This window comes from Pseudomonas sp. EMN2, from assembly GCF_009650555.1.
Taxonomy (GTDB): Bacteria; Pseudomonadota; Gammaproteobacteria; order Pseudomonadales; family Pseudomonadaceae; genus Aquipseudomonas; species Aquipseudomonas sichuanensis.
The window spans coordinates 39,998-62,760 of sequence record NZ_VZZR01000034.1 but is presented as its reverse complement, the minus strand read 5'-3'; the positions used below and the strand labels follow the sequence as shown (position 1 = coordinate 62,760).

Sequence of the window (22,763 nt, the reverse complement as noted above, 5' to 3'; positions counted from 1 at the left end):
GGGGCAAGCCCGCTCCCACGATACTGTCGTGGGAGCGGGCTTGCCCCGCGATGAGGCCTCAACGGTTTACGGCGACCTTGCTGAAATCCAACCGCCCAAACGGGCTCACCTGATACCCCTCGACGCCCTTGTGCAGCAAGGTCGCCGCCGTCGGATGCGCCAGCGGCAGCCACAGCGCCTGCTGCTGGATCAATGCCTGGGCCTGCTGGTACAGGCGGCTGCGCACGCTCTGGTCGTTGGTGGTGCGCCCGGCGTTGATCAGCTGGTCCAGGCGGCTGTCGCAGAACCGCGCGAAGTTTGTCCCGGACTTGACCGCCGCGCACGAGAATTGCGGGCTGAGGAAGTTGTCCGGGTCGCCGTTGTCACCCGCCCAGCCCATGAACAGCAGGTCGTGCTCGCCCGCCTTGGCGCGGCGGATCAACTCGCCCCACTCGATGGTGCGAATCTCGGCCTTGATGCCGACCTTGGCCAGGTCTGCCTGAAGCATCTGCGCGCCCAGGCTGGGGTTGGGGTTGAGCAGGCTGCCCGACGGGCGGGTCCAGATCGTGGTTGCAAAACCATCGGCCAGGCCGGCCTTGGCCAGCAGCGCCTTGGCCTTCTTCTGGTCCATGGCGTAACCCGGCAGGTCCTTGGCGTAGCTCCAGGTGTTCGGCGGGTAAGGTCCGTTGGCGGCGGTGGCGGTGTCTTCGAACACGGCCTTGAGGTAGGCCTGCTTGTCGAAGGCCAGGTTGATCGCCTGGCGCACCTCGGGTTTGTCCAGCGGCGGGTGCTGGCTGTTGATGGCGACGAACGCGGTCATGAACGCCGGGGTGGTCGCCACCTCGAGGTTGCCGTCCTTGCCGGCCTCGGCGATGTCCAGCGGCTTGGGCGACAGGGCCACCTGGCATTCACCGCGCTTGAGCTTCTGCAGGCGCACGTTGGCGTCGGTGGTGATGGCGAAGATCAGCGGGTCGACCGACGGCTTGCCGGCGAAGTAGTCGGGGTTGGCGCGGTAGCGCACCACGGCGTCCTTCTGGAAGCGCTGGAAGATGAACGGCCCGGTACCCACAGGCTGGCTGTTGAGCTTGTCCGGGGTTTCGGCCTTGAGCAGTTTGTCGGCGTATTCAGCCGAGTAGATCGAGGCGAAGCCCATGCTCAGGGTGGCCAGGAAGGTGGCATCCGGGTGCGAGAGGGTGAAGCGCACGGTATTGGGCTGCGGGGCCTCGATCGACTTGATCAGGCTGCCCAGCTGCAGCGACTGGGCATGCGGGTAGCCGCCCGCGGCGGTCTTGTGCCATGGGTGGGCGGGGTAGAGCATGCGTTGGAAGCTGAACAGCACGTCTTCGGCGTCCAGCTCGCGGCTGGGCTTGAAGTAGGCCGTGGTGTGGAACTTGACGCCCTGGCGCAGGGTGAAGTCGTAGATCAGACCGTCCGGCGACACCGTCCAGCTCTCGGCCAGGCTGGGCACGACCTTGCCAAGCCCGGCGTCGAATTCGACCAGGCGGTTCATCAGCACATCGGCCGAGGCATTGGTGGTGGTCAGCGAGTTGTACTGGACCACGTCGAAGCCTTCCGGGCTGGCTTCGGTGCACACCGACAGCGGCGCGGCCTGGGCAAGGCCGGCGGCACACAGCGTGGTGAACAACAGGGAAAGGGCGGCGGCACGCATGGTGGCTCCTTGGCGGGTTTGTGGCACCATCTGCCGGTGCAGTCTGGAAAAGTCCTACCCTAGTGTGGGCACAAGCAAATGACCACACCCTTTCGCATTAATTCGGCGACGGGCGGTCGACACCCTGTCGCCCCAGTCGTTATGCTGCCCGGGCGCACTCGGCCCGACCTGAAGACACATCTTCTGTTGTTGCGGCTGAGTCTTTCTGGTATAAAGCAGCGCTCTTTTCTAGGGGCTCGGCCTGTCGCGTAAGCGCTTCCGGTCGATAAGACCCTCGGAAACACGGCGCCTGGCGCCAATGACTGAGAGATTAAGCGGCCAACCCATGCCGGGTTGGGCATGTGGTTTTAGAGGGCTGAGGCATGTCGAGAGTCTGTCAAGTTACTGGTAAGGGTCCAGTAACCGGGAATAACATTTCCCACGCAAACAACAAAACCCGTCGTCGTTTCCTGCCAAACCTGCAGCACCACCGTTTCTGGGTTGAATCCGAGAAGCGTTTCGTGCGTCTGCGCGTTTCCGCCAAAGGCATGCGTATCATCGACAAGCGCGGCATCGATGCCGTTCTGGTCGACATCCGCAAAGCTGGCGCCAAGGTTTAAGGGAGAACATCATGCGTGAATTGATCCGTCTGGTTTCGAGTGCCGGTACCGGCCACTTCTACACCACCGACAAGAACAAGCGCACCACTCCGGACAAGATCGAGATCAAGAAATACGATCCGGTCGTCCGCAAGCACGTGGTGTACAAGGAAGCCAAGATCAAGTAATTGATCGGCAACCTGAAAAAACCCGCAACCGTAAGGTGGCGGGTTTTTTTATGCCTGCCATGAAACGCTGCCGTCTGCAGGCGACAAAGAAAAAGGCGCCCAGGGCGCCTTTTTCTTTGTCGCATCGAGTCTGGGGTTCAGGCGATTTTCAGGCCGCTGATGAAACCATCGGCATCGACGCTGATGATGAGCCGGTCACCGCGCAGGTCACGGGTGATCAAGTCTTTCGGTCCAGCGGCGATGGTCAGGCTGGTCAACTCGAGGATGTAAGGCTTGACGCTTTCCACGTAGCGCGTGCGGATGACATGGCGGGCCGGGCCGAGGATATCGGTGGTCATGGTGAATCTCCTTGAGGATATGTCCGACGGTGGACATGGCCATGATCCGGCCTGCGCTGACCCCTTGCGCGGTACATAGTTAGAGGCCTTCAGCCAATATTCACTTGGCCTCGAACATCACATAGATCTTGCGGCACGGCTCCAGCACTTCCCAGGTGCCCTTGAAGCCCGCCGGGATCACGAAGCGATCACCGGTGCGCAGGGTCTTGGCGCCGCCGTCCTGGTCGCGCAGCACCGACACACCTTGCACGATCTCGCAGTACTCGTGTTCGGTGTAGTTCACCGTCCACTGGCCCACTTCACCTTCCCAGACGCCTGCGGCGAACTGCCCGCATGGGCTGGCATAGTGGTTGTAGACAGCCTGGTCAGGCTCGCCCTTGAGGATTTTCTCCGCCGCCGGGCGGTAGCGTTCGGCCTCGGTCAGAACCTGGGCGAAATCGACGATGCTGGCGATACTCATGGTGGTTACCCTGTTGTTGTTTAATAAAATGAACATCAGTAGGCATTTGAGCCGTTCGTGTCAAATATATTGATAGTTTCCCCGCCCTGGTTTAGGGTGGCAGGTGCCCGTGTGCCTCGTCACCCGGCCAGAATTTCTGACAGCGCCCGTGAGTCCTCAGTGCGGCGTTGCACCTTAACAAGAGAGGAGTTTCCTATGACCACCCTGACTCGTGCGGACTGGGAACAGCGTGCCCAGCAACTGAAGATCGAAGGCCGCGCCTTCATCAACGGCGAATACACCGATGCCGCATCCGGTGAAACCTTCGACTGCCTGAGCCCGGTGGACGGACGCTTCCTGGCCAAGGTTGCCAGCTGCGACCTGGCCGATGCCAACCGCGCTGTCGAAAATGCCCGCGCCGTGTTCGAATCCGGCGTCTGGTCGCGCCTGGCTCCGGCCAAGCGCAAGGCCAAGCTGATCCGCTTCGCCGACCTGCTGCGCAAGAACGTAGAAGAACTGGCCCTGCTCGAAACCCTCGACATGGGCAAGCCGATCGGCGACTCCTCCAGCATCGACGTGCCGGGCGCGGCCAGTGCCCTGCACTGGAACGCCGAAGCCATCGACAAAGTCTACGACGAAGTCGCGCCAACCCCGCACGACCAGCTCGGCCTGGTTACCCGTGAGCCGGTGGGCGTGGTCGGTGCCATCGTACCGTGGAACTTCCCGCTGCTGATGGCCTGCTGGAAACTCGGCCCGGCCCTGGCCACCGGTAACTCCATCGTCCTCAAGCCGTCGGAAAAATCGCCGCTGACCGCCATCCGCATCGCCCAGCTGGCGATCGAAGCCGGTATCCCGGCCGGCGTGCTCAACGTGCTGCCAGGCTATGGCCACACCGTGGGCAAGGCCCTGGCCCTGCACATGGACGTCGACACCCTGGTGTTCACCGGTTCGACCAAGATCGCCAAGCAGCTGATGATCTACGCTGGCGAGTCGAACATGAAGCGCGTCTGGCTGGAAGCCGGCGGCAAGAGCCCGAACATCGTCTTTGCCGACGCGCCGGACCTGCAGGCCGCCGCCGAAGCTGCTGCCAGCGCCATCGCCTTCAACCAGGGTGAAGTCTGCACCGCCGGTTCGCGCCTGCTGGTGGAGCGTTCGATCAAGGATAAATTCCTGCCCATGGTGGTCGAGGCCCTCAAGGCCTGGAAACCGGGCAACCCGCTGGACCCGGCAACCACCGTCGGTGCGCTGGTCGATACCCAGCAGATGAACACCGTGCTGTCGTACATCGACGCCGGTCACCAAGGCGGCGCCAAGCTGCTGGCTGGCGGCAAGCGCATCCTGGAAGAGACCGGCGGCACCTACGTCGAGCCGACCATCTTCGACGGTGTGACCAACGCCATGAAGATTGCCCAGGAAGAAATCTTCGGCCCGGTGCTGTCGGTGATCACCTTCGACACCGCCGAAGAAGCCATCGCCATCGCCAACGACACCCCGTACGGCCTGGCGGCCGGCATCTGGACCTCGGACATCTCCAAGGCCCACAAGGCCGCCCGCGCCGTGCGTGCCGGCAGCGTCTGGGTCAACCAGTACGACGGCGGCGACATGACCGCGCCGTTCGGTGGCTTCAAGCAGTCGGGCAACGGCCGCGACAAGTCGCTGCACGCGCTGGAGAAGTACACCGAGCTGAAGGCGACCTGGATCAAGCTGTAATCCGGTAACGCCTTTTCGCGGGGCAAGCCCGCTCCCACGCCGCCAGTCGCTTTGGAGGCGTGGGAGCGGGCTTGCCCCGCGATGCTTTTTGCCTGATTTGTCTGCCCAGGAGGCCACCATGCGTTGGGGAACCTATTTTGCCGTGCTGGCGTCGGTGCTCAGTGTCGGGCTCGCGCTCGGCGTGAGCATGCCGCTGGTGTCCCTGCGCCTGGAGGGCTGGGGTTACGGCGGGTTCGCCATCGGCGTGATGGCGGCGATGCCGGCGCTGGGCGTGCTGGTCGGCGCCGCCGTGGCCAGCCGCCTGGCCGGTTGGGTCGGGGTACCGACCGCCATGCGTCTGTGCCTGTGGGGCGGGGCGCTGTCTATCGGCCTAGTGGCGTTGCTGCCCAGCTACCCGCTGTGGCTGGCGCTGCGCCTGCTGATCGGCATGTCGCTGACCGTGGTGTTCATCCTCGGCGAAAGCTGGATCAACCAGCTGGTGGTCGAACAATGGCGCGGGCGGCTGGTGGCGCTGTATGGCAGCAGCTACGCCCTGAGCCAGCTGGCTGGGCCGATGGTGCTGGGTTTTCTCGGCTCCAACGATGACTTCGGTTTCTGGGCGGCCACCGGGCTGCTGCTGGTTGCCCCGCTGATCCTGCTCGGCCGTAGCGGCGCGCCCAGCACCGAGGCGTGCAGCGTTACCTTCCTCGACCTGTTCGCCTTCTGTCGACGGCTGCCGGTCATTGCCTGGGCCATCGCGCTGTTCGCCGCGTTCGAGGCGATGATCCTCACCCTGCTGCCGGTGTATTGCCTGCAGCAGGGCTTTACCACGGAAGTGGCGCTGTTCATGGTCAGTACTGTGGTGGTGGGCGATGCGGTGTTGCAGCTGCCGATCGGTGCGCTGGCTGATCGCATGTCGCGGCGCACGTTGTTCAGTGGCTGCGCGCTGACCCTGCTGGTCTCGAGCCTGGCCATTCCGCTGCTGCTGCACACGCCGCTGATCTGGCCGTTGTGGGTGCTGTTCGGGGCCAGTGCGGGAGGGTTGTTCACCCTGTCGCTGGTGTTGATCGGCGAGCGCTATCGCGATGATGAGCTGGTGCGGGCCAATGCCCACGTGGCGCAGCTGTGGGGTATCGGTTGCCTGATCGGGCCACTGCTGGCCGGGGCGGGTAGCCAGTGGGTCAGTGGGCATGCGTTGCTGCTGCTGATGGCGGCGGGGGCAGCGGGGTTGGTGGTGCTGACCCGGCGCAAAGGGGCCTTTGACCCGGTCGCCGCCTGAGCGATCGCTATCGCGGGGCAAGCCCGCTCCCACGCAGTTCCTATTGCAGCGTGGGAGCGGGCTTGCCCCGCGATAGGCCCTACAACATCTTCTCCAGCCCCACCGCCTTGCTGATCCAGGCATTGAACCGCCGCCAGAATCCCCCCGGCTCGGTCAGCAGCATATGCCGCTGGCCATTGTCCTCGGTGACCCACACCAGCTTCCCGCCCACCAGCTTTGGTTGGTAGCTCAACGCCGGCGCCATGCCCTGTACCGCCAGGTCGCGGGTGTATTCGGCCAACTCCGGGCTGTCCACCAGCACGCCGACCTCGGTGTTCCACAGCACAGAACGCGGGTCGAAGTTGAACGAGCCGATGAACGTCTTGCGCCTGTCGAACACCATCGCCTTGCTGTGCAGGCTTGAATCGGAGCTGCCGTGCAGGCTCAGGCCGCGCCGGGTACTGCGGTCGCCGGGCTGGCGGCGCAGTTCGTACAACTGCACGCCATGTTCGAGCAGGGCGCGGCGGTAGGGCGCGTAACCGCCATGTACCGCCGGTACGTCGGTGGCTTCCAGCGAATTGGTCAACAGCTTGACCGAGGTACCGGCGTCCGCACGGCTGGTCAGGTACAGCAAGCCCGGCTCACCCGGCACGAAGTAGGCTGACACCAGGATCAGCTCGTGCCGCACGCTGTTCAGGTCCGGCGCCAGTTGCTGGCTCATCAGCAATTGCGGGTCGGGTTCGTCGTCGGCCAGCACTTTGCTCGGCGCGTCCCACAGCGCCTGGCTGTGCGCCCAGATCAGTTCGTTGCGCCATACGTCCAGACGTGGCTGTGTCTGGTAGGCCATCAGCCGGTCGTAAAGGGCTTTGCGTTTGATACGTGCCTCGGCCAGGGACACTTCCAGGCGCTGGCGGCTGGCGCGCAGGTCTTCGGCGTCGGGCTGCCACCACAGGTAATCGCCGATCGGCCGGCTCAGCGCGCTGTTCCAGTACTGGTCGAAGCCGTGCCCGAGTTGCTCGGCCACCGGGCCTACGCCCAGCAGGTCGATGTCGGTGAAGTTGAGGTTGGGCTCGGCGTCGAAGTATTCGTCGCCCAGGTTGCGCCCGCCGACGATGGCCATGCTGTTGTCCACCAGGAACAACTTGTTGTGCATGCGTCGGTGCTGGCGCGACAGGTTGAACAGTCGGCCCACGGCGCGGGTCACGCCGGTGCTGCGGCCTAGGTGCAGCGGGTTGAACACACGAATCTGGATGTTCGGGTGGGCGGCCAGGGTGCCCATCAGGGTGTCGAGGCCGTCGCTGGTGGTGTCGTCGAGCAGGATGCGCACGCGCACGCCGCGGTCGGCGGCGCGCAGCAGTTCGTGCACCAGGGCGCGGGTGCTGAGGCCGTCGTGGACGATGTAGTACTGCAGGTCGATGCTGGCCTGGGCGCTGCGGATCAGCTCGGCGCGGGCGCGGAAGGCCTCATTGCTGTTGGGCAGCAGGCGAAAACCCGAGCGCCCCTCGTAGGGCGCGGCCTGGCGCTGCACCGAGCGGCCGAACGCCGATTCACTGGCCGGCAGCGCCTGGCTGACATCACGGGGTGTACCGGTGCTGGCGCAGCCTGAAAGGCCGAGCAGCAGCACCAGCAGCAGGGGCAGGGCTGGCTGGCGTCTCAAGGGTGAATCGTCCTGTGCGACAGGGGCTTATGGGGTTGGACCGTGGCGGGCGGCGCAACGTTACCCGGCAGCGTGTTCGGCCGCCAGTAGACGATGGGCGGTTTCCCCCACCTTGCGCACCGCGGCCTCGATCTGCGGCGTCGGCCGCGCGGCGAAGTTCATGCGCAGGCAATTGCGGTACTTGCCCGAGGCCGAGAAGATGCTGCCCACGGCGATCTGCACGCCCTGCTCCAGTAAAGCCCGGTTCAGGCGCAACGTATCGAAACTTTCCGGCAACTCCACCCACAGCATGAAGCCGCCCTGGGGCCGGCTGGCGCGGGTGCCCGGCGGGAAATAACGGGTCACCCAGTCGCACATCTGGTCGCGGCCGCGCTGGTACTGGCTGCGCATGCGCCGCAGGTGGGGCTGGTAGTGGCCCTCGGCGATGAAGTCGGCAATCGCCAGTTGCGGCTGGCAGGCGGTGCTGCCGGTGCTGATGTATTTCATGTGCAGCACCCGCTCCAGGTAGCGACCCGGCGCCACCCAGCCGATGCGCAGGCCCGGTGCCAGGGTCTTGGAGAACGAACTGCACAGCAGCACCCGGCCATCGTCGTCGAACGACTTGATGGTGGCCGGGCGCGGATAGGTGTAGGCCAGGTCGCCATACACATCGTCTTCGAGGATCGCCACGTCGTAGCGCTGGGCCAGGGTGAGCAAGGCCTTCTTGCGCGCCTCGGGCATGATGTAGCCCAGCGGGTTGTTGCAGTTGGGGGTGATCTGGATGAGCTTGATCGGCCACTGCTCCAGGGCCAGCTCCAGTGCTTCGAGGCTGATGCCGGTGAGCGGGTCGGTGGGGATCTCCAGCGCCTTCATGCCCAGGCCCTTGAGGGTCTGCATGGCGCCGTGGAAGCTCGGCGAGTCGACCGCGACGATGTCCCCGGGTTGGCACACCGCGCGGATGCTGCACGACAGCGCCTCGTGGCAGCCGGTGGTCACCACCAGGTCGGCCGGGCCCAGGCGGCAGCCGGAATCGAGCATCAGCCGGGCGATCTGCTCACGCAGCTGGGCATTGCCGTGGATGTTGTCGTAGTACAGGCCGGGCATGTCCTGGCGCCGGCTGAGCTGCGCCAGGCTGCGCAGCAGCGGCTTGAGCGTGGGGCTGTCGACATCCGGCATGCCGCGGCCCAGCTGGATCACGTCCGGGCGTGGGGTGGCGCGTATCAGTTCCAGCACCTGTTCCCACTGGGAGATATCCACAGGCCGTTGCGCCGGGCGGCTGATGTCGGGCAGGGCAGGGAGGTTGCGGTCCTCGGCGACGAAGTAGCCGGACTTGGGCCGTGGCGACACCAGGCCGTTGTCCTCCAGCAGGCGATAGGCCTGTTGCACGGTACTCAGGCTGACCCCGTGCTCGGTGCTCAGGGCGCGGACCGAGGGCAGGCGTTGGCCCGGCCGGTACAGGCCCTGCTCGATGCGCGACCCGAGCAGTTCGGCCAGGTTGAGGTAGAGCGTCACGGCATACTCCTGAGCATTTTGTGGGGCTGGACCGATACAGATTGCAGGAAAATACTCCATTCAGCCGGCGTGACGCCAATTCTGTATGGGAATAATAAATCTGTGTTGGATCTGTATTGCCCGTGGCCCGCACGCGCATGCTTTCTGCACGCTATGACGTGATCTGGAGGGTGCGGTGATGGGTGGCATGAGCGATGTACGGTTGCAACTGTTGGCCACGGAACTGGAGGCGGGGCAGCGGCCCAAGGTCTACAGCGCTCCGGCGGGGCTGGGGCGCTGGGGGCTCATGCTGCATCGCTGGCGCACCCGCAGGGCCTTGCTGCAGCTGGAGGATTACCAGCTGCGCGATATCGGGCTGACCTGGGAGCAGGCGTGCCGGGAGGCGCGCAAGCCGTTCTGGAAGGATTGAGGGATCAAGGGATTGGGTTGTCAGGATTGGCCCTATCGCCGGCTTGCCGGCGATAGGACCCCGCACCCGATCACACCAACTCTTTGAGCCGGTACCAAAGCATCCCCAACGCCAACAGCGGCGAGCGCATCAGCTTGCCGCCGGGGAAGGTTGGGTGCGGCACCTTGGCGAACAGGTCGAAACGCCCGCTTTGCTGGCCGCTGATGGCTTCGCCGAGCAGGCGCCCGGCCAGGTGGGTGGCGTTCACCCCATGGCCGGAGTAGGCCTGGGCGTAGTAGACATTCGGCTGCCCGGCCAGGCGGCCGATCTGCGGCAGGCGGTTGGCGCCGATGCCGATCATCCCGCCCCACTGGTAGTCGATGCGCACGTCGGCCAGTTGCGGGAACACCTTGAGCATCTTCGGCCGCATGTAGGCGGCGATGTCCTGCGGGTCGCGCCCGGAGTAGTGGCAGGCACCGCCGAACAGCAGGCGATGGTCGGCGGACAACCGGTAGTAGTCCAGGGCCACGCGCTGGTCGCACACCGCCATGTTCTGTGGCAGCAGCTGGCGGGCGCGCTCTTCGCCCAGCGGCTCGGTGGCGATGATGTAGCTGCCGGCCGGCAGTACCTTGCCGCCCAGCTCGCGGTTGAGGTCGTTGTGGTAGGCGTTGCAGCACAGCACCAGGGTCTTGGCGCGGACCCGGCCCTGGGCGGTGTGCACTTTCACTTCAGGGCCGTACTCGATGCGGGTGACTTCCGATTGCTCGAACAACTGCACGCCCAGGCGGCTGGCGGCAGCTGCTTCACCGAGCGCCAGGTTGAGCGGGTGCAGGTGCCCCGAGCCCATATCGATCAGGCCGCCGACATAACGGTCCGAGCCCACCACCGAATGCATGTCGCCGGGCTGCACCAGGCGCAGTTCGTGGCGATAGCCCAGGCTGCGCAGTTCTTCGGCGTCCTCGGCAAAGCCTGCAAGCTCGGCGGGTTTGTTGGCCAGGTCGCAGTAGCCCCAGGTCAGGTCGCAGTCGATGCCATGGCGCTCGACGCGGTCGCGGACGATCTCCACGGCCTCCAGGCCCATCAAGCGCATGCTGCGCACGCCGTCCTCGCCGATCACCGGGAGGAACTGCTCCAGGCCATGGCCGACCCCGCGAATCAGTTGCCCACCGTTGCGCCCGCTGGCGCCCCAGCCCAGCTTGCGGGCTTCCAGGAGGATCACCGACAGGCCGCGCTCGGCCAGTTCGATGGCGGTGTTCAGGCCCGAGTAGCCACCGCCAACGATGCATACGTCGGCGCTGTGCTCGCCCTGCAGGAACGCGTGGTCCGGGTGTGGCGCGCTGCTGGCGGCGTAGTAGGAGGCGGCGTGCTGCGCGCTGTGGACCATGGGTCGATTCCTGGGTTGAGACGAAAGGGGGAGGATAGGCAACTGGCCTCTCGCGGGGCAAGCCCGCTCCCACGTCTAAACAGCGGCGTGGGAGCGGGCTTGCCCCGCGATTGGGCTTATAATTCAACCTCATTCCTCGCTCTGTCCTTGGCCATGTCCTGCAACCGCCACAAGATCCACTTCCTGCGCGAACTCATCCCTTCTTTCGAATGCGTACCCGGCTGCCACGACTGCTGCGGCCCGGTCACCACCTCGGCCGAAGAAATGGCCCGTCTGCCGCGCAAGACCCAGGCCGAACAGGAAGTGGCCCTGGAACACCTGAACTGCGTACACCTGGGCCCGAACGGCTGCACGGTGTATGAAGAGCGACCAATGATCTGCCGCCTGTTCGGCACCACCCCGCGCATGGCCTGCCCGCGTGGACGCGGGCCTGAGCAGCCGATCGACCCGGCTGCCGAACAGCTGGTCCACACCTATATCGCCAGCACCCGCCAGGTGCTGGTCTGACGCCTCAGTCCGGGATCGGCAGGCACAGGCTCTCTTTCACTTCTTCCATCACGATGTAGCTCTTCGACTCGCGCACGTGCGGCAGCTTGAGCAGGATGTCGCCGAGCAGCTTGCGGTACGAGGCCATCTCCGAGATACGCGCTTTCACCAGGTAGTCGAAATCGCCCGACACCAGGTGGCATTCCAGCACGTGCGGCAGCTTGAGTACGGCACGGCGGAACTCCTCGAAGGTGTCGCCGGACTTGTAGTCCAGGCTGATCTCGACGAATACCAGCAGGCTGCCCTTCAGGTGCTGCGGATTGAGCCGGGCGTTGTAGCCCATGATGATCCCCTCGCGCTCCAGGCGGCGAACGCGCTCGGTGCAGGGGGTGGTCGACAGCCCGACTTTCTCGCCCAGTTCGGTGAACGAGATGCGGCCGTCATTCTGCAGGATCCGCAGGATGTTGCGGTCGATCTTGTCCAGTTCACGCTTGCTCTGGTGCTGGGTTCTCATAGGGGATGCACCTCCGTCAAAGGCGATTTCGCCAAGAATTCTCGCCAAATATAGGCGTTTATATAGTGAATTGCACTGGCCTGTCCTTCATACAATGCGCGCATCCATGCCATATCAACAAAAGACTGCGGCGAGCCGCGTGCGAGGGATGAACAATGCGAGTACTGGTACTAGGTAGCGGTGTGATCGGAACCGCCAGTGCCTACTATCTGGCCCGGCAAGGTTTCGAAGTGACGGTGGTCGATCGCCAGCCGGCGGTGGCCATGGAAACCAGCTTCGCCAACGCAGGCCAGATCTCGCCCGGCTATGCCTCGCCGTGGGCCGCGCCAGGCGTGCCGCTCAAGGCCATCAAGTGGCTGCTGGAGCGCCACGCCCCACTGGCCATCAAGCTCACCGGCGACGTCGACCAGTACCTGTGGATGGCGCAGATGCTGCGTAACTGCACCGCCAGCCGCTACGCGGTGAACAAGGAGCGCATGGTGCGCCTGTCCGAGTACAGCCGCGACTGCCTCGACGAGCTGCGTGCCGAAACCGGCATCGCTTACGAGAACCGCAGCCTGGGCACCACCCAGCTGTTCCGCACCCAGGCCCAGGTGGATGCCGCGGCCAAGGACATCGCTGTGCTGGAGCAGTCCGGCGTGCCTTACGAGCTGCTTGATCGCGACGGCATCGCCCGCGTCGAGCCGGCCCTGGCCGGCGTGAAGGATATCCTCGCCGGCGCCCTGCGCCTGCCCAACGATCAGACCGGCGACTGCCAACTGTTCACCACCAAGCTGGCCGACATGGCCGTCAAGCTGGGCGTCGAGTTCCGCTTCGGCCAGGACATCCAGCGCCTGGACTTCGCCGGTGACCGCATCAACGGCGTATGGATTGACGGCAAGCTGGAAACCGCCGACCGCTACGTGCTGGCCCTGGGCAGCTACTCGCCGCAACTGCTCAAGCCGCTGGGCATCAAGGCCCCGGTTTACCCGCTCAAAGGCTACTCGCTGACCGTGCCGATCACCGATGGCGACATGGCGCCGACCTCGACCATCCTCGACGAAACCTACAAGGTCGCCATCACCCGTTTCGACAACCGTATCCGTGTTGGCGGCATGGCTGAAATCGCCGGTTTTGACCTGTCGCTGAACCCGCGTCGACGCGAAACGCTGGAGATGATCGTCAACGACCTTTATCCTCGCGGCGGCGACCTGAGCCAGGCGAGCTTCTGGACCGGCCTGCGCCCGGCCACCCCGGACGGCACGCCGATCGTCGGTGCGACCAAGTTCCGTAACCTGTTCCTCAACACCGGTCACGGCACCCTGGGCTGGACCATGGCGTGCGGTTCCGGCCGCCTGCTGGCCGACCTGATTGCCCGCAAGAAGCCGCAGATCAGTGCCGAAGGCCTGGACATCTCGCGCTACGGCAACAGCCGCGAAGCTGCCAGCCAAGGCCAGCCGGCGCCGGCGCACCAGTAAGCATTGATGCTGCTGGGCTCATCGCGGGGCAAGCCCGCTCCCACGGACCTCGACAGTATTCGTGGGAGCGGGCTTGCCCCGCGATGAGGCCCGAACCGATTGACCTGTTCCCTCACCCCGGCGCGGTAGGTACCTACCCCCATCTGCCGCGCCGGGGCTTTACTGATAACCAGAACTGCCAGAAGGCTGCCGCCATGCGCCCCGCCCGTGCCCTGATCGACCTCCAAGCCCTCCGTCACAACTACCGCCTGGCCCGTGAGCTGACCGGTGCCAAGGCCCTGGCCGTGGTCAAGGCCGACGCCTACGGCCATGGCGCGGTGCGTTGCGCCCTGGCCCTGGAAACCGAGGCCGACGGATTTGCCGTGGCCTGCATCGAGGAAGCCCTGGAATTGCGCGCTGCCGGCATCAAGGCGCCGGTGCTTCTACTCGAAGGGTTCTTCGAGGCCAGCGAGCTGGCATTGATCGCCGAGCACGACCTGTGGTGCGTGGTGCATTCGCTGTGGCAGCTCGAAGCGCTGGAAAAGACCGCGGTGCACAAGCCGCTGACCATGTGGCTGAAGATGGACACCGGCATGCACCGGGTCGGCGTGCACCCCAAGGACTACCACAACGCCTACCAGCGCCTGCTGGCCAGCGGCAAGGTGTCGCGCATCGTGCTGATGAGCCACTTCGCCCGCGCCGACGAACTCGACGCCACGGCCACCGAGCAGCAGGTGGCGGTGTTCGAAGCTGCGCGCCAGGGCCTCAGCGCCGAGTGCAGCCTGCGCAACTCGCCGGCGGTGCTGGGCTGGCCGAGCATCAAAAGCGACTGGGTGCGCCCAGGCATCATGCTGTATGGCGCCACCCCGTTCGAGGTGGAGCAGGCCCAGGCCGCCCGCCTGCAACCGGTGATGACCCTGCAATCGCGGGTGATCAGCGTGCGCGAACTGCCGGCTGGTGAGCCGGTGGGCTATGGCGCCAAATTCGTCAGCCCTCGCCCGACCCGGGTCGGTGTGGTCGCCATGGGCTATGCCGACGGCTATCCGCGCCAGGCCCCCACCGGCACGCCCGTGGTGGTCGCCGGCAAGCGCGCCCAGCTGATCGGTCGGGTGTCGATGGACATGCTCTGCATCGACCTCACCGAGGTGCCCGAGGCTACCGTCGGCAGCCCGGTCGAGCTGTGGGGCAAGCAGGTGCTGGCCAGCGACGTGGCGCTGCAGGCCGGTACCATTCCTTACCAGATCTTCTGCAATCTCAAGCGCGTGCCGCGGGACTATATCGGCGAATAAGGCGCCGAAGCGGACAGGCTGCGGGGCGGTGTGTTGTAAATACTGAACGGCATTGCCATCATATCGTTCACACATCCCCCACCTGACCCCTTCCTGGAGGCCCACGCTTTGGACGTCGGTGAACGACTGCAAGCCATCCGCAAGCTCAAGGGCCTGTCCCAGCGCGAACTCGCCAAACGCGCCGGGGTGACCAACAGCACCATCTCGATGATCGAGAAGAACAGCGTGAGCCCCTCCATCAGCTCCCTGCGCAAGGTGCTCAGTGGTATCCCCATGTCCATGGTCGAGTTCTTTTCAGTCGAACTGGCACCGGAAAGCCCGACGCAGATCGTCTACAAGGCCCACGAGCTGATCGACATCTCCGACGGCGCGGTGACCATGAAGCTGGTCGGCAAGTCGCACCCCAACCGTGCCATCGCCTTCCTCAACGAGGTCTACCCGCCGGGCGCCGATACCGGCGAAGAGATGCTCACCCATGACGGCGAAGAGACCGGCATCCTCCTCGAAGGCCGCCTGGAACTGGTGGTCGGCACCGAGATCTTCATCCTCGAAGCCGGCGACAGCTACTACTTCGAAAGCACCCGTCCGCACCGTTTTCGCAACCCGTTCGCCGAGCCTGCCCGGTTGATCAGCGCGGCCACCCCGTCGAACTTTTGATCCAGCGCAGTGCATTGATTCGCCAATACCCTTTCCCCGAGTGTGGTCGTTCCACGCTTTCAGGAGTGCCGCTATACTTTTCAACGCTCGCTATTCCGTGGCCGCGAGCGTGATTAGCCACCATGAGGGTGTACGTGTGAACCAAATCAAGAAGATGCTGGCCGTACCAGCAGCCGTATTCGCCCTTTGGGCAATGAGCGCAACCGCTGCGACCAACGACGAGATTGCCAAGCGCCTGGCGCCGGTTGGCCAAGTCTGCGTCCAGGGCCAGGAATGCAAGGGCATGGAAGTGGTCGCCAGCGCTGGCGGCGGCGGTGCCAAGACGCCGGACGACATCATCGCCAAGCACTGCAACGCCTGCCACGGCAGCGGCCTGCTGGGTGCGCCGAAGATCGGCGACACCGCGGCCTGGAAAGAACGCGCCGACCACCAGGGCGGCCTCGACGGCATCCTGGCCAAGGCCATCACCGGGATCAACGCCATGCCGCCGAAGGGCACCTGCGCGGATTGCTCGGATGATGACCTCAAGGGTGCGATCAAGAAGATGTCCGGGCTGTGAGCTGGACCTGATTTGCGCAAAGCCCGCCATCGATGGCGGGCTTTGTCTTTGTGGAGTCAGTGCCGGCCTCATCGCGGGGCAAGCCCGCTCCCACGCTGGCAATGCAGATTGGCGTGGGAGCGGGCTTGCCCCGCGATGGGGCCGGTACAGGCAACGAACCCGCCCAAGGTTCTGTCCAATCCTGAAACCACGGATGCCCCAGGAGGCCCTGATGCAGCGCTGCCCCATCGACCAGGCCGTAGACGCAGTCTTGAAGCGCCTGCCCACCCACATCCACATGGGCCTGCCCCTGGGCCTGGGCAAGCCCAACGCTTTCGTCAACGCCCTCTACGCCCGCATCCGCGAGTTGCCCCAGCGCCGCCTGACGATCTACACCGCCCTGTCCCTCGGGCGCCCACCCTTGGGCGATGGCCTGCAACGGCGCTTCCTCGAACCCTTCGTCGAGCGCGTGTTCGCCGACTACCAAGAGCTCACCTACGTCGCCGACCTCCGCACCGATAGCCTGCCGCCGAACATCCGCGTCGAGCAGTTCTTCATGCAGCCCGGCAGCCTGCTGAATAGCGAGACTGCCCAGCAGGACTACATCAGCAGCAACTACAGCCACGCCGCCCGCGACATCAACGCCAAGGGCCTGAACCTGGTTGCCCAGCTGGTGGCCGCCACGCCTGAACGCCCGGATCACTTCAGCCTGGCCTGCAACCCCGACATCACCCTCGACCTGCTGCCGATGATCGAAAAGCGCCGTGCGGCCGGTGAAACCATCCTGCTGCTCGGCCAGGTGCACAGCGAACTGCCCTACATGCCCGGCGACTCGGAGCTGGCCATCAGCGACTTCGACCTGCTGATCGATGAGCCCGAGCACCGCCGGCTGTTCTCTACGCCGAACATGCCGGTTACCACCCAGGACCACTGTATCGGCCTGCACGCCAGCACCCTGGTGCGCGACGGCGGCACTCTGCAGATCGGCATTGGCGCCATGGGTGATGCCGTGGCGGCCGCCTTGCTGGCGCGCCAGGGTGACAACGACGGTTACCGGGCCCTGCTCGAGGCCTTGGATATCGGCCCGTGGCAGGCGCTGATAGAGCGGGAAGGCGGCCTGGATGCCTTCGCCCAGGGCCTGTACGGCTGCAGCGAGATGTTCGTCAACGGCCTGCTGGCCCTGGCCGAGGCCGGCGTGGTGCGGCGCCCGGCGGACGAGCAGGGCGTGCTGGTGCATGGCGGTTTTTTCCTCGGCCCGCGGGCGTTCTACCAGCGCCTGCGCGAGATGCCGCTGGCGCAGCGCGCGCAGTTCGCCATGACCCGCATCAGCTTCATCAACGAGCTGTATGGCCAGGAAGAGCTGAAACGCCGCCAGCGTCGCGATGCGCGCTTCATCAACACGGCATTCGGCATGACCCTGCTCGGCGCTGGCGTGGCCGATCAGTTGGAGGATGGCCGGGTGCTGAGCGGCGTGGGCGGGCAGTACAACTTCGTCGCCCAGGGCCATGCGCTGGAGGGCGGGCGCTCGATCCTGCTGCTGCGCAGCTGGCGCGAGGCGGGCGGTGAGGTCAGCTCCAACCTGTACTGGACCTACGGCCACTGCACCATTCCCCGGCACCTGCGCGATGTGGTGATCACCGAATACGGCATCGCCGACCTGCGCGGGCAGACCGACAGCGAGGTGATTGCGCGGTTGCTGGCGATCAGTGATTCACGTTTTCAGGCGCAGCTGGTGGAGCAGGCCAAGGCGGCGGGCAAGCTGGCCAGGGACTTCGAACTCGACGAGCGCTACCGCGACAACACCCCCGAGCGCCTGGAGGCGATCCGCGCACGACATGCACGGCTGTTCCCGGAGTACCCGCTGGGCAGCGACTTCACGGCCCAGGAGCGCGATCTGCTGCGGGCGCTGAACTGGTTGAAGAGCAAGTTCAAGTTGAGCGAGGTGCTGGAGCTGGGCAAGGCGGCACTTGAGGCGCCAGGGCCTGAGGGATATGGAGCACAGTTGGCGCGGATGCAGCTGGATGACCCGCAGGGCCTGAAGGAGGAGTTGTATCAGCGTTTGCTATTGGCGGCGCTTCAGGTGACGCGGCAGTGACGCAGCGTGGGAGCGGGCTTACTCGATAAAGCTGACCACGCCACCTTCCAGCGACTTCACCCGCGCCAGCGATTCGACGCGGTAGCCCTGGCTGTCCAGCTCGGCACGGCCGCCCTGGAACGACTTCTCGATGACGATGCCAAGGCCCGCCACTGTGGCGCCGGCCTGCTTGATGATCGAGATCAGCGCCTGGGACGCCTTGCCGTTGGCCAGGAAATCGTCGATCACCAGCACGCGGTCGCTGCTGTTGAGGTGACGCGGCGAGACGGCCACGGTGTTCTCGGTCTGCTTGGTGAAGGAGTACACCGAGGCGGTCAGCAGGTTCTCGGTCAGGGTCAGCGACTGGTGCTTGCGGGCGAAGATCACCGGCACGCCGAGCTTCAGGCCGGTCATCACCGCCGGGGCGATGCCGCTGGCTTCGATGGTGACGATCTTGGTCACGCCCGAGTCGGCGAACAGACGGGCGAATTCGTCACCGATCAGCTGCATCAGCGCCGGGTCGATCTGGTGGTTGAGAAACGCATCGACTTTCAGGACCTGATCGGAAAGCACGATGCCTTATTCGCGAATCTTCTGCTGCAGTGCTTCCACTGTGTGTCTCCGATGTAACAAAGGTGGCCGCAAAAAGCGGCAAAGTTAAAGAGTAATGGTTGATCAGCGTTTGAGCATTGCCCGGATATCGGCCAGGGCGTTGTTGCCGCGCGCGGCTTTCACTTCAACGGGCGCATCGTCCAGGCCTTCCCAGGCCAGGTCGTCCGGCGGCAGTTCATCGAGGAACCGGCTCGGCGTGCAGTCGATGATTTCGCCGTACTGCTTGCGCTTGGCGGCGAAGGTGAAGGCCAGGGTCTGGCGCGCGCGGGTGATGCCCACGTAGGCCAGGCGGCGTTCCTCTTCGATGGTATCGGCCTCGATGCTCGAGCGGTGGGGGAGGATCTCCTCCTCCATGCCCATGATGAACACGTAAGGGAATTCCAGGCCCTTGGAGGCATGCAGGGTCATCATCTGCACGCCCTCGGCGTTCTCTTCCTCTTCCTGCTGGCGCTCGAGCATGTCGCGCAGCACCAGCTTGCCGATGGCGTCCTCGATGGTCATGTCACCCTCTTCGTCCTTCTCGAGGGTGTTCTTCAACGCTTCGACCAGGAACCAGACGTTGCTGATGCGGAACTCCGCCGCCTTGTCGCTGGCGGTCTGCTGGCGAATCCAGTTCTCGTAGTCGATGTCGCGGATCATCTCGTGCAGCGCGGCGATCGGCTCGTCCAGGGCCACCTTGTGGCGCACGCCGTCGAGCCAGTGCTTGAAGCGCTGCAGGCGCTCGGTATAGCGCGCGTCCAGGTGCTCGCCCAGGCCCAGCTCCTCGCTGGCGGCGTACATCGACACACCGCGCTCGGTGGCATAGTTGCCGAGCTTTTCCAGGGTGGTCGAGCCGATTTCGCGGCGCGGCACGTTGATCACCCGCAGGTAGGCGTTGTCGTCGTCCGGGTTTACCAGCAGGCGCAGGTAGGCCATCAGGTCCTTGACTTCCTGGCGGCCGAAGAAGCTGTTGCCGCCGGACAGGCGATACGGCACCTGGTGGTGCTGCAGCTTCAGTTCGATCAGCTTGGCCTGGTAGTTGCCGCGGTAGAGGATGGCGAAGTCGCTGTACGGGCGGTTGGTGCGCAGGTGCAGGGTGAGGATTTCCATGGCCACGCGTTCGGCCTCGGCTTCCTCGTTCTTGCAGCGGATCACGCGGATCTCGTCGCCCACGCCCATCTCGCTCCACAGCTGTTTCTCGAAGGCGTGGGGGTTGTTGGCGATCAGCACGTTGGCGCAGCGCAGGATGCGGCTGGTGGAGCGGTAGTTCTGTTCGAGCATGACGATCTTCAGGGAGGGGTAGTCCTCCTTGAGCAGCATCAGGTTCTCAGGCCGCGCGCCGCGCCAGGCGTAGATCGACTGGTCGTCGTCACCCACCACGGTGAACTGGTTGCGCATGCCGATCAGCATCTTCACCAGCAGGTACTGGCTGGCGTTGGTGTCCTGGTATTCGTCCACCAGCAGGTAGCGCACGCGGTTCTGCCAGCGTTCGAGCACTTCGGGGTGCTCCTGGAACAGCTTGACCGGTTGCAGGATCAGGTCGTCGAAGTCCACCGCGTTGAACGCCTTGAGCGTGCGCTGGTAGTGGGTGTAGACGATGGCGGCGGTCTGCTCGCGCGGGTTGCGCGCCTTCTCCAGCGCCTCGGGCGGCAGGATCAGGTCGTTCTTCCAGGCACCGATCATGTTCTTGATCTCGTCGATGCCGTCGTCGCCGGAGTATTCCTTCTGCATGATGTCCGACAGCAACGCCTTGATGTCGGACTCGTCGAAGATCGAGAACCCCGGCTTGTAGCCCAGCCGCTCATGCTCCTTGCGGATGATGTTCAGGCCCAGGTTGTGGAAGGTGCACACTGTCAGGCCGCGGCCTTCCCCCGGACGCAGCAGGGTGCCGACCCGTTCCTTCATCTCGCGTGCGGCCTTGTTGGTAAAGGTCATCGCCACGATGTACTGGGCACGGATGCCGCAGTTCTGGATGAGGTGGGCAATCTTGCGCGTGATCACGCTGGTCTTGCCGGAGCCTGCACCGGCGAGCACCAAAAGAGGGCCGCCAACGTAGTCTCGGGCTTCCTGTTGCCGGGGATTGAGTCGGGACATGCTAGAAACCGGGGGTCGCCAGAAAATAGCCGCGCATTCTAACAGGCATCCAGGGTTTGTGGCGCGACCGTCTGACGTGTGAGTCAACCTTTTAGCGCCTGCCAGGCGGGGTTTTTCACGGCTTGGCAGGGCGATACTGCCAAGCGCCATGCAATTCCCCGAAATCCTGTTTGCCGGTTGCGCGGGTTTCGCGCAGGATGCACGTCAAAATGCGTCGGGGCGCTGGTCAGGGACGGCCATGACTAAAAGTGAAAATCATTTTCATTTGTTGCGGTAGGATACACCGCCCCCGCCGATTCACCGTCCACGCCTAAGGAGCCCGCTTGTCCACGCCCGCCGACCCCCTGCGTTTGCTGCTGTTGGCCGATGAGCCGGAATGGGCCGCACGCTTGCGCGAATGCCTGCAGCCTCTGGGCGGGAGTGCGGTGCTGCTGACCGCGCCGAACTGGGCAGCGGTCGACAGCCTGTTCGCCAACGACCGCCAGGCCGTGGTGCTGGCCACCCCCGAGCTGCAGCCGGCCCCGGGGCGCTGCGAGTTGCCGACCATTTTGCTGCTCGAGCAGGAACCAGCGAGTACACCGGTGGGCGTCAGCGACTGGCTGGTGCTGGCGCAGCTTGGCACCGACACCCTGCGTCGCTCCCTGCGCCATGTGCGCGAGCGCGGCGTGCTGGTCGCCACCCTGCAGCGCCTGGCCGAGCAGGACCCGCTGACCGGCATCGCCAATCGCCAGGGCTTCCAGGCCTTGCTGACCGCGCGCCTGGCCGAAAACGAAGGCCGCGGCCTGGCTCTGGGCCACCTCGACCTCGACAACTTCCGTCACGTCAACGATGCCCTGGGCCACCAGGGCGGCGATCGCCTGATCCTGCAGGTGGTGGCTCGGCTCAAGAGCCAGCTCGAAGCCACCGACCAGCTGGCGCGCCTGGGCAGCGACGAGTTCGCCCTGCTGATCGACACCCGCCGCGACGCCAACCGCGCCGAATGGATCGCCGAACGCATCACCGAAGCCCTGACCGAACCCTACTGGATCGACGGCGAAAGCCTGCTGCTCGGTTGCAGCCTGGGCATTGCCCACGCCCGCGCCCAGGCCGGCGCCGACCCGCTGATGTGGCATGCGCACATCGCCATGCGCCAGGCCAAGGGAAGCCAGGGCTGCACCTTCCATGTGTTCAACGAGCGCATCAACCGCAACGCCCGCAGCCTCGCCGACCTGGAAAGCGAGCTGCGCCGCGCCCTGCGCCGCGACGAGCTGGAGCTGCACTACCAGCCGCGGCTGAATCTCACCGACGGCCGTATCGTCGGCCTCGAGGCGCTGGTGCGCTGGAACCACCCGGAACGTGGCCTGCTGCCGCCCAGCGAGTTCGTGCCGCTGGCCGAGCAGAGCGGGTTGATCGTGCCGCTGGGCTACTGGGTGATCTCCCGTGCGCTGAGCGATATGCAGGCCTTGCGCGAGCGCGGCCTGACGCCGCTGCACATGGCTGTGAACCTGAGCTTCCGTCAGTTCCAGGACAGCCAGTTGCTGGCCACCCTGAGCCGGCTGATCGTCGAGCATGGCGTCGATGCGCGCTGGCTGGAATTCGAGTTGACCGAAACGGCGGTGATGCGCCGCAACGAGCTGGTGCGCCAGACCATGGATGCCCTCGGGCGCCTCGGTGTGCGTTTCTCGCTGGATGACTTCGGCACGGGCTTCTCCTCGTTCGTGCACCTCAACAGCCTGCCGATCACCCTGCTCAAGGTCGACCGCAGTTTCGTCGGCGGCATGGAGCAGCGCGAAGAAAATCGCAAGCTGGTGCACGCGATGATCAACCTGGCGCACAACCTCAACCTGGAGGTGGTGGCCGAAGGGGTCGAGAGCGAGGAGCAGATGGCGTTGCTGCGTGAGTTCGGCTGTGACCAGGTGCAAGGCTTCCTGGTCAGCCGGCCGCTGCCGGTGGCGGAGTTGATCGAGTACCTGTTGCAGGCCTCGGAGCCCAAGTTGGCGGAAGTCCTCTAGGGCCCCTTCGCGGGGCAAGCCCGCTCCCACGCTCG

Annotated in this window: 21 protein-coding genes; 12 read left to right on the top strand and 9 right to left on the bottom strand. The window is 65.0% G+C overall.

Annotated features, from left to right (window positions below; genetic code table 11):
• Positions 1-58: 58 nt before the first annotated feature.
• Positions 59-1,648: an ABC transporter substrate-binding protein gene (locus F6X61_RS11430; RefSeq protein ID WP_153786735.1), complete on the bottom strand. Its 1,590-nt coding sequence runs from the start codon at positions 1,646-1,648 to the stop codon at positions 59-61.
• 362 nt (positions 1,649-2,010) lie between these two features.
• On the opposite strand from F6X61_RS11430, the gene rpmB reads away from it, so the two are divergent.
• Together rpmB and rpmG are read left to right on the top strand one after the other, a co-directional pair.
• Positions 2,011-2,247, top strand: a complete 237-nt coding sequence (rpmB, locus tag F6X61_RS11425) for a 50S ribosomal protein L28 (protein ID WP_003253504.1) — start codon at positions 2,011-2,013, stop codon at positions 2,245-2,247.
• Positions 2,248-2,258: 11 nt separating this feature from the next.
• A complete protein-coding gene (gene rpmG / locus F6X61_RS11420) occupies positions 2,259-2,414 on the top strand; it encodes a 50S ribosomal protein L33 (RefSeq protein ID WP_003253507.1) in 156 nt (51 codons plus the stop codon).
• Between the two features lie 137 nt (positions 2,415-2,551).
• Here the strand turns inward: rpmG and F6X61_RS11415 are convergent, their stop codons facing one another.
• Both F6X61_RS11415 and F6X61_RS11410 read right to left on the bottom strand, forming a co-directional pair.
• Positions 2,552-2,752, bottom strand: a complete 201-nt coding sequence (locus tag F6X61_RS11415) for a hypothetical protein (RefSeq protein WP_153786734.1) — start codon at positions 2,750-2,752, stop codon at positions 2,552-2,554.
• 100 nt (positions 2,753-2,852) lie between these two features.
• Positions 2,853-3,212 carry a cupin domain-containing protein gene (locus F6X61_RS11410; protein WP_153786733.1) on the bottom strand — a complete coding sequence of 120 codons (360 nt, stop codon included), beginning with the start codon at positions 3,210-3,212 and terminating at the stop codon, positions 2,853-2,855.
• 195 nt (positions 3,213-3,407) lie between these two features.
• On the opposite strand from F6X61_RS11410, the gene F6X61_RS11405 reads away from it, so the two are divergent.
• A complete protein-coding gene (locus tag F6X61_RS11405; protein ID WP_153786732.1) occupies positions 3,408-4,901 on the top strand; it encodes an aldehyde dehydrogenase in 1,494 nt (497 codons plus the stop codon).
• 118 nt (positions 4,902-5,019) lie between these two features.
• Positions 5,020-6,159, top strand: coding sequence for an MFS transporter (locus tag F6X61_RS11400; protein WP_153786731.1), 1,140 nt, complete (start codon positions 5,020-5,022; stop codon positions 6,157-6,159).
• A gap of 79 nt (positions 6,160-6,238) precedes the next feature.
• Here the strand turns inward: F6X61_RS11400 and F6X61_RS11395 are convergent, their stop codons facing one another.
• Both F6X61_RS11395 and F6X61_RS11390 read right to left on the bottom strand, forming a co-directional pair.
• The gene (locus tag F6X61_RS11395) at positions 6,239-7,795 is read right to left on the bottom strand and encodes a phospholipase D family protein (RefSeq protein ID WP_153786730.1); all 1,557 of its coding nucleotides are present in this window, start codon (positions 7,793-7,795) and stop codon (positions 6,239-6,241) included.
• A 60-nt stretch (positions 7,796-7,855) separates the two neighbouring features.
• Positions 7,856-9,286 carry a PLP-dependent aminotransferase family protein gene (locus tag F6X61_RS11390; RefSeq protein WP_178125805.1) on the bottom strand — a complete coding sequence of 477 codons (1,431 nt, stop codon included), beginning with the start codon at positions 9,284-9,286 and terminating at the stop codon, positions 7,856-7,858.
• Positions 9,287-9,464: 178 nt separating this feature from the next.
• On the opposite strand from F6X61_RS11390, the gene F6X61_RS11385 reads away from it, so the two are divergent.
• Positions 9,465-9,695 carry a DUF1127 domain-containing protein gene (locus F6X61_RS11385; RefSeq protein ID WP_153786728.1) on the top strand — a complete coding sequence of 77 codons (231 nt, stop codon included), beginning with the start codon at positions 9,465-9,467 and terminating at the stop codon, positions 9,693-9,695.
• A gap of 70 nt (positions 9,696-9,765) precedes the next feature.
• Here the strand turns inward: F6X61_RS11385 and F6X61_RS11380 are convergent, their stop codons facing one another.
• Positions 9,766-11,058, bottom strand: a complete 1,293-nt coding sequence (locus F6X61_RS11380) for an FAD-binding oxidoreductase (RefSeq protein WP_153786727.1) — start codon at positions 11,056-11,058, stop codon at positions 9,766-9,768.
• A 153-nt stretch (positions 11,059-11,211) separates the two neighbouring features.
• Here F6X61_RS11380 and F6X61_RS11375 point away from each other — a divergent pair, with 153 nt between their 5' ends.
• Entirely contained in the window at positions 11,212-11,565 is a 354-nt protein-coding gene (locus F6X61_RS11375) for a YkgJ family cysteine cluster protein (protein WP_153786726.1), read from the top strand.
• A 4-nt stretch (positions 11,566-11,569) separates the two neighbouring features.
• Here the strand turns inward: F6X61_RS11375 and dadR are convergent, their stop codons facing one another.
• Complete coding sequence (gene dadR, locus F6X61_RS11370) at positions 11,570-12,058, bottom strand: transcriptional regulator DadR (protein ID WP_003258963.1); 489 nt, start codon at positions 12,056-12,058, stop codon at positions 11,570-11,572.
• A 155-nt stretch (positions 12,059-12,213) separates the two neighbouring features.
• Here dadR and dadA point away from each other — a divergent pair, with 155 nt between their 5' ends.
• From dadA to F6X61_RS11345, 5 genes are all read left to right on the top strand, one after another.
• Entirely contained in the window at positions 12,214-13,515 is a 1,302-nt protein-coding gene (dadA, locus tag F6X61_RS11365; protein WP_125466048.1) for a D-amino acid dehydrogenase, read from the top strand.
• A 194-nt stretch (positions 13,516-13,709) separates the two neighbouring features.
• Complete coding sequence (gene alr / locus F6X61_RS11360) at positions 13,710-14,783, top strand: alanine racemase (protein WP_153786725.1); 1,074 nt, start codon at positions 13,710-13,712, stop codon at positions 14,781-14,783.
• Positions 14,784-14,891: 108 nt separating this feature from the next.
• Positions 14,892-15,440, top strand: coding sequence for a cupin domain-containing protein (locus tag F6X61_RS11355; RefSeq protein ID WP_110992018.1), 549 nt, complete (start codon positions 14,892-14,894; stop codon positions 15,438-15,440).
• A gap of 154 nt (positions 15,441-15,594) precedes the next feature.
• Positions 15,595-15,999 carry a cytochrome c5 family protein gene (locus F6X61_RS11350; protein ID WP_110992137.1) on the top strand — a complete coding sequence of 135 codons (405 nt, stop codon included), beginning with the start codon at positions 15,595-15,597 and terminating at the stop codon, positions 15,997-15,999.
• Between the two features lie 211 nt (positions 16,000-16,210).
• Positions 16,211-18,073, top strand: a complete 1,863-nt coding sequence (locus F6X61_RS11345) for an acetyl-CoA hydrolase/transferase C-terminal domain-containing protein (RefSeq protein ID WP_153786724.1) — start codon at positions 16,211-16,213, stop codon at positions 18,071-18,073.
• Between the two features lie 18 nt (positions 18,074-18,091).
• Here the strand turns inward: F6X61_RS11345 and F6X61_RS11340 are convergent, their stop codons facing one another.
• The gene (locus F6X61_RS11340; protein ID WP_256671351.1) at positions 18,092-18,628 is read right to left on the bottom strand and encodes a xanthine phosphoribosyltransferase; all 537 of its coding nucleotides are present in this window, start codon (positions 18,626-18,628) and stop codon (positions 18,092-18,094) included.
• Positions 18,629-18,727: 99 nt separating this feature from the next.
• Positions 18,728-20,737: a DNA helicase Rep gene (gene rep / locus F6X61_RS11335; protein WP_110992021.1), complete on the bottom strand. Its 2,010-nt coding sequence runs from the start codon at positions 20,735-20,737 to the stop codon at positions 18,728-18,730.
• A gap of 323 nt (positions 20,738-21,060) precedes the next feature.
• Between rep and F6X61_RS11330 the strand changes: the two genes are divergently transcribed.
• On the top strand, positions 21,061-22,728 hold the full coding sequence (locus F6X61_RS11330; protein ID WP_153786723.1) for a bifunctional diguanylate cyclase/phosphodiesterase: 1,668 nt from the start codon (positions 21,061-21,063) through the stop codon (positions 22,726-22,728).
• The last annotated feature ends 35 nt before the right edge of the window (positions 22,729-22,763 follow it).

What these genes read in the sequence shown, in the direction of transcription:
- F6X61_RS11430 (WP_153786735.1), bottom strand. Translation starts at nt 1,648, where the DNA reads ATGCGTGCCGCCGCCCTTTCCCTGTTGTTCACCACGCTGTGTGCCGCC.
- rpmB (WP_003253504.1), top strand. Translation starts at nt 2,011, where the DNA reads ATGTCGAGAGTCTGTCAAGTTACTGGTAAGGGTCCAGTAACCGGGAAT.
- rpmG (WP_003253507.1), top strand. Translation starts at nt 2,259, where the DNA reads ATGCGTGAATTGATCCGTCTGGTTTCGAGTGCCGGTACCGGCCACTTC.
- F6X61_RS11415 (WP_153786734.1), bottom strand. Translation starts at nt 2,752, where the DNA reads ATGACCACCGATATCCTCGGCCCGGCCCGCCATGTCATCCGCACGCGC.
- F6X61_RS11410 (WP_153786733.1), bottom strand. Translation starts at nt 3,212, where the DNA reads ATGAGTATCGCCAGCATCGTCGATTTCGCCCAGGTTCTGACCGAGGCC.
- F6X61_RS11405 (WP_153786732.1), top strand. Translation starts at nt 3,408, where the DNA reads ATGACCACCCTGACTCGTGCGGACTGGGAACAGCGTGCCCAGCAACTG.
- F6X61_RS11400 (WP_153786731.1), top strand. Translation starts at nt 5,020, where the DNA reads ATGCGTTGGGGAACCTATTTTGCCGTGCTGGCGTCGGTGCTCAGTGTC.
- F6X61_RS11385 (WP_153786728.1), top strand. Translation starts at nt 9,465, where the DNA reads ATGGGTGGCATGAGCGATGTACGGTTGCAACTGTTGGCCACGGAACTG.
- F6X61_RS11380 (WP_153786727.1), bottom strand. Translation starts at nt 11,058, where the DNA reads ATGGTCCACAGCGCGCAGCACGCCGCCTCCTACTACGCCGCCAGCAGC.
- F6X61_RS11375 (WP_153786726.1), top strand. Translation starts at nt 11,212, where the DNA reads ATGTCCTGCAACCGCCACAAGATCCACTTCCTGCGCGAACTCATCCCT.
- dadR (WP_003258963.1), bottom strand. Translation starts at nt 12,058, where the DNA reads ATGAGAACCCAGCACCAGAGCAAGCGTGAACTGGACAAGATCGACCGC.
- dadA (WP_125466048.1), top strand. Translation starts at nt 12,214, where the DNA reads ATGCGAGTACTGGTACTAGGTAGCGGTGTGATCGGAACCGCCAGTGCC.
- alr (WP_153786725.1), top strand. Translation starts at nt 13,710, where the DNA reads ATGCGCCCCGCCCGTGCCCTGATCGACCTCCAAGCCCTCCGTCACAAC.
- F6X61_RS11350 (WP_110992137.1), top strand. Translation starts at nt 15,595, where the DNA reads ATGCTGGCCGTACCAGCAGCCGTATTCGCCCTTTGGGCAATGAGCGCA.
- F6X61_RS11345 (WP_153786724.1), top strand. Translation starts at nt 16,211, where the DNA reads ATGCAGCGCTGCCCCATCGACCAGGCCGTAGACGCAGTCTTGAAGCGC.
- rep (WP_110992021.1), bottom strand. Translation starts at nt 20,737, where the DNA reads ATGTCCCGACTCAATCCCCGGCAACAGGAAGCCCGAGACTACGTTGGC.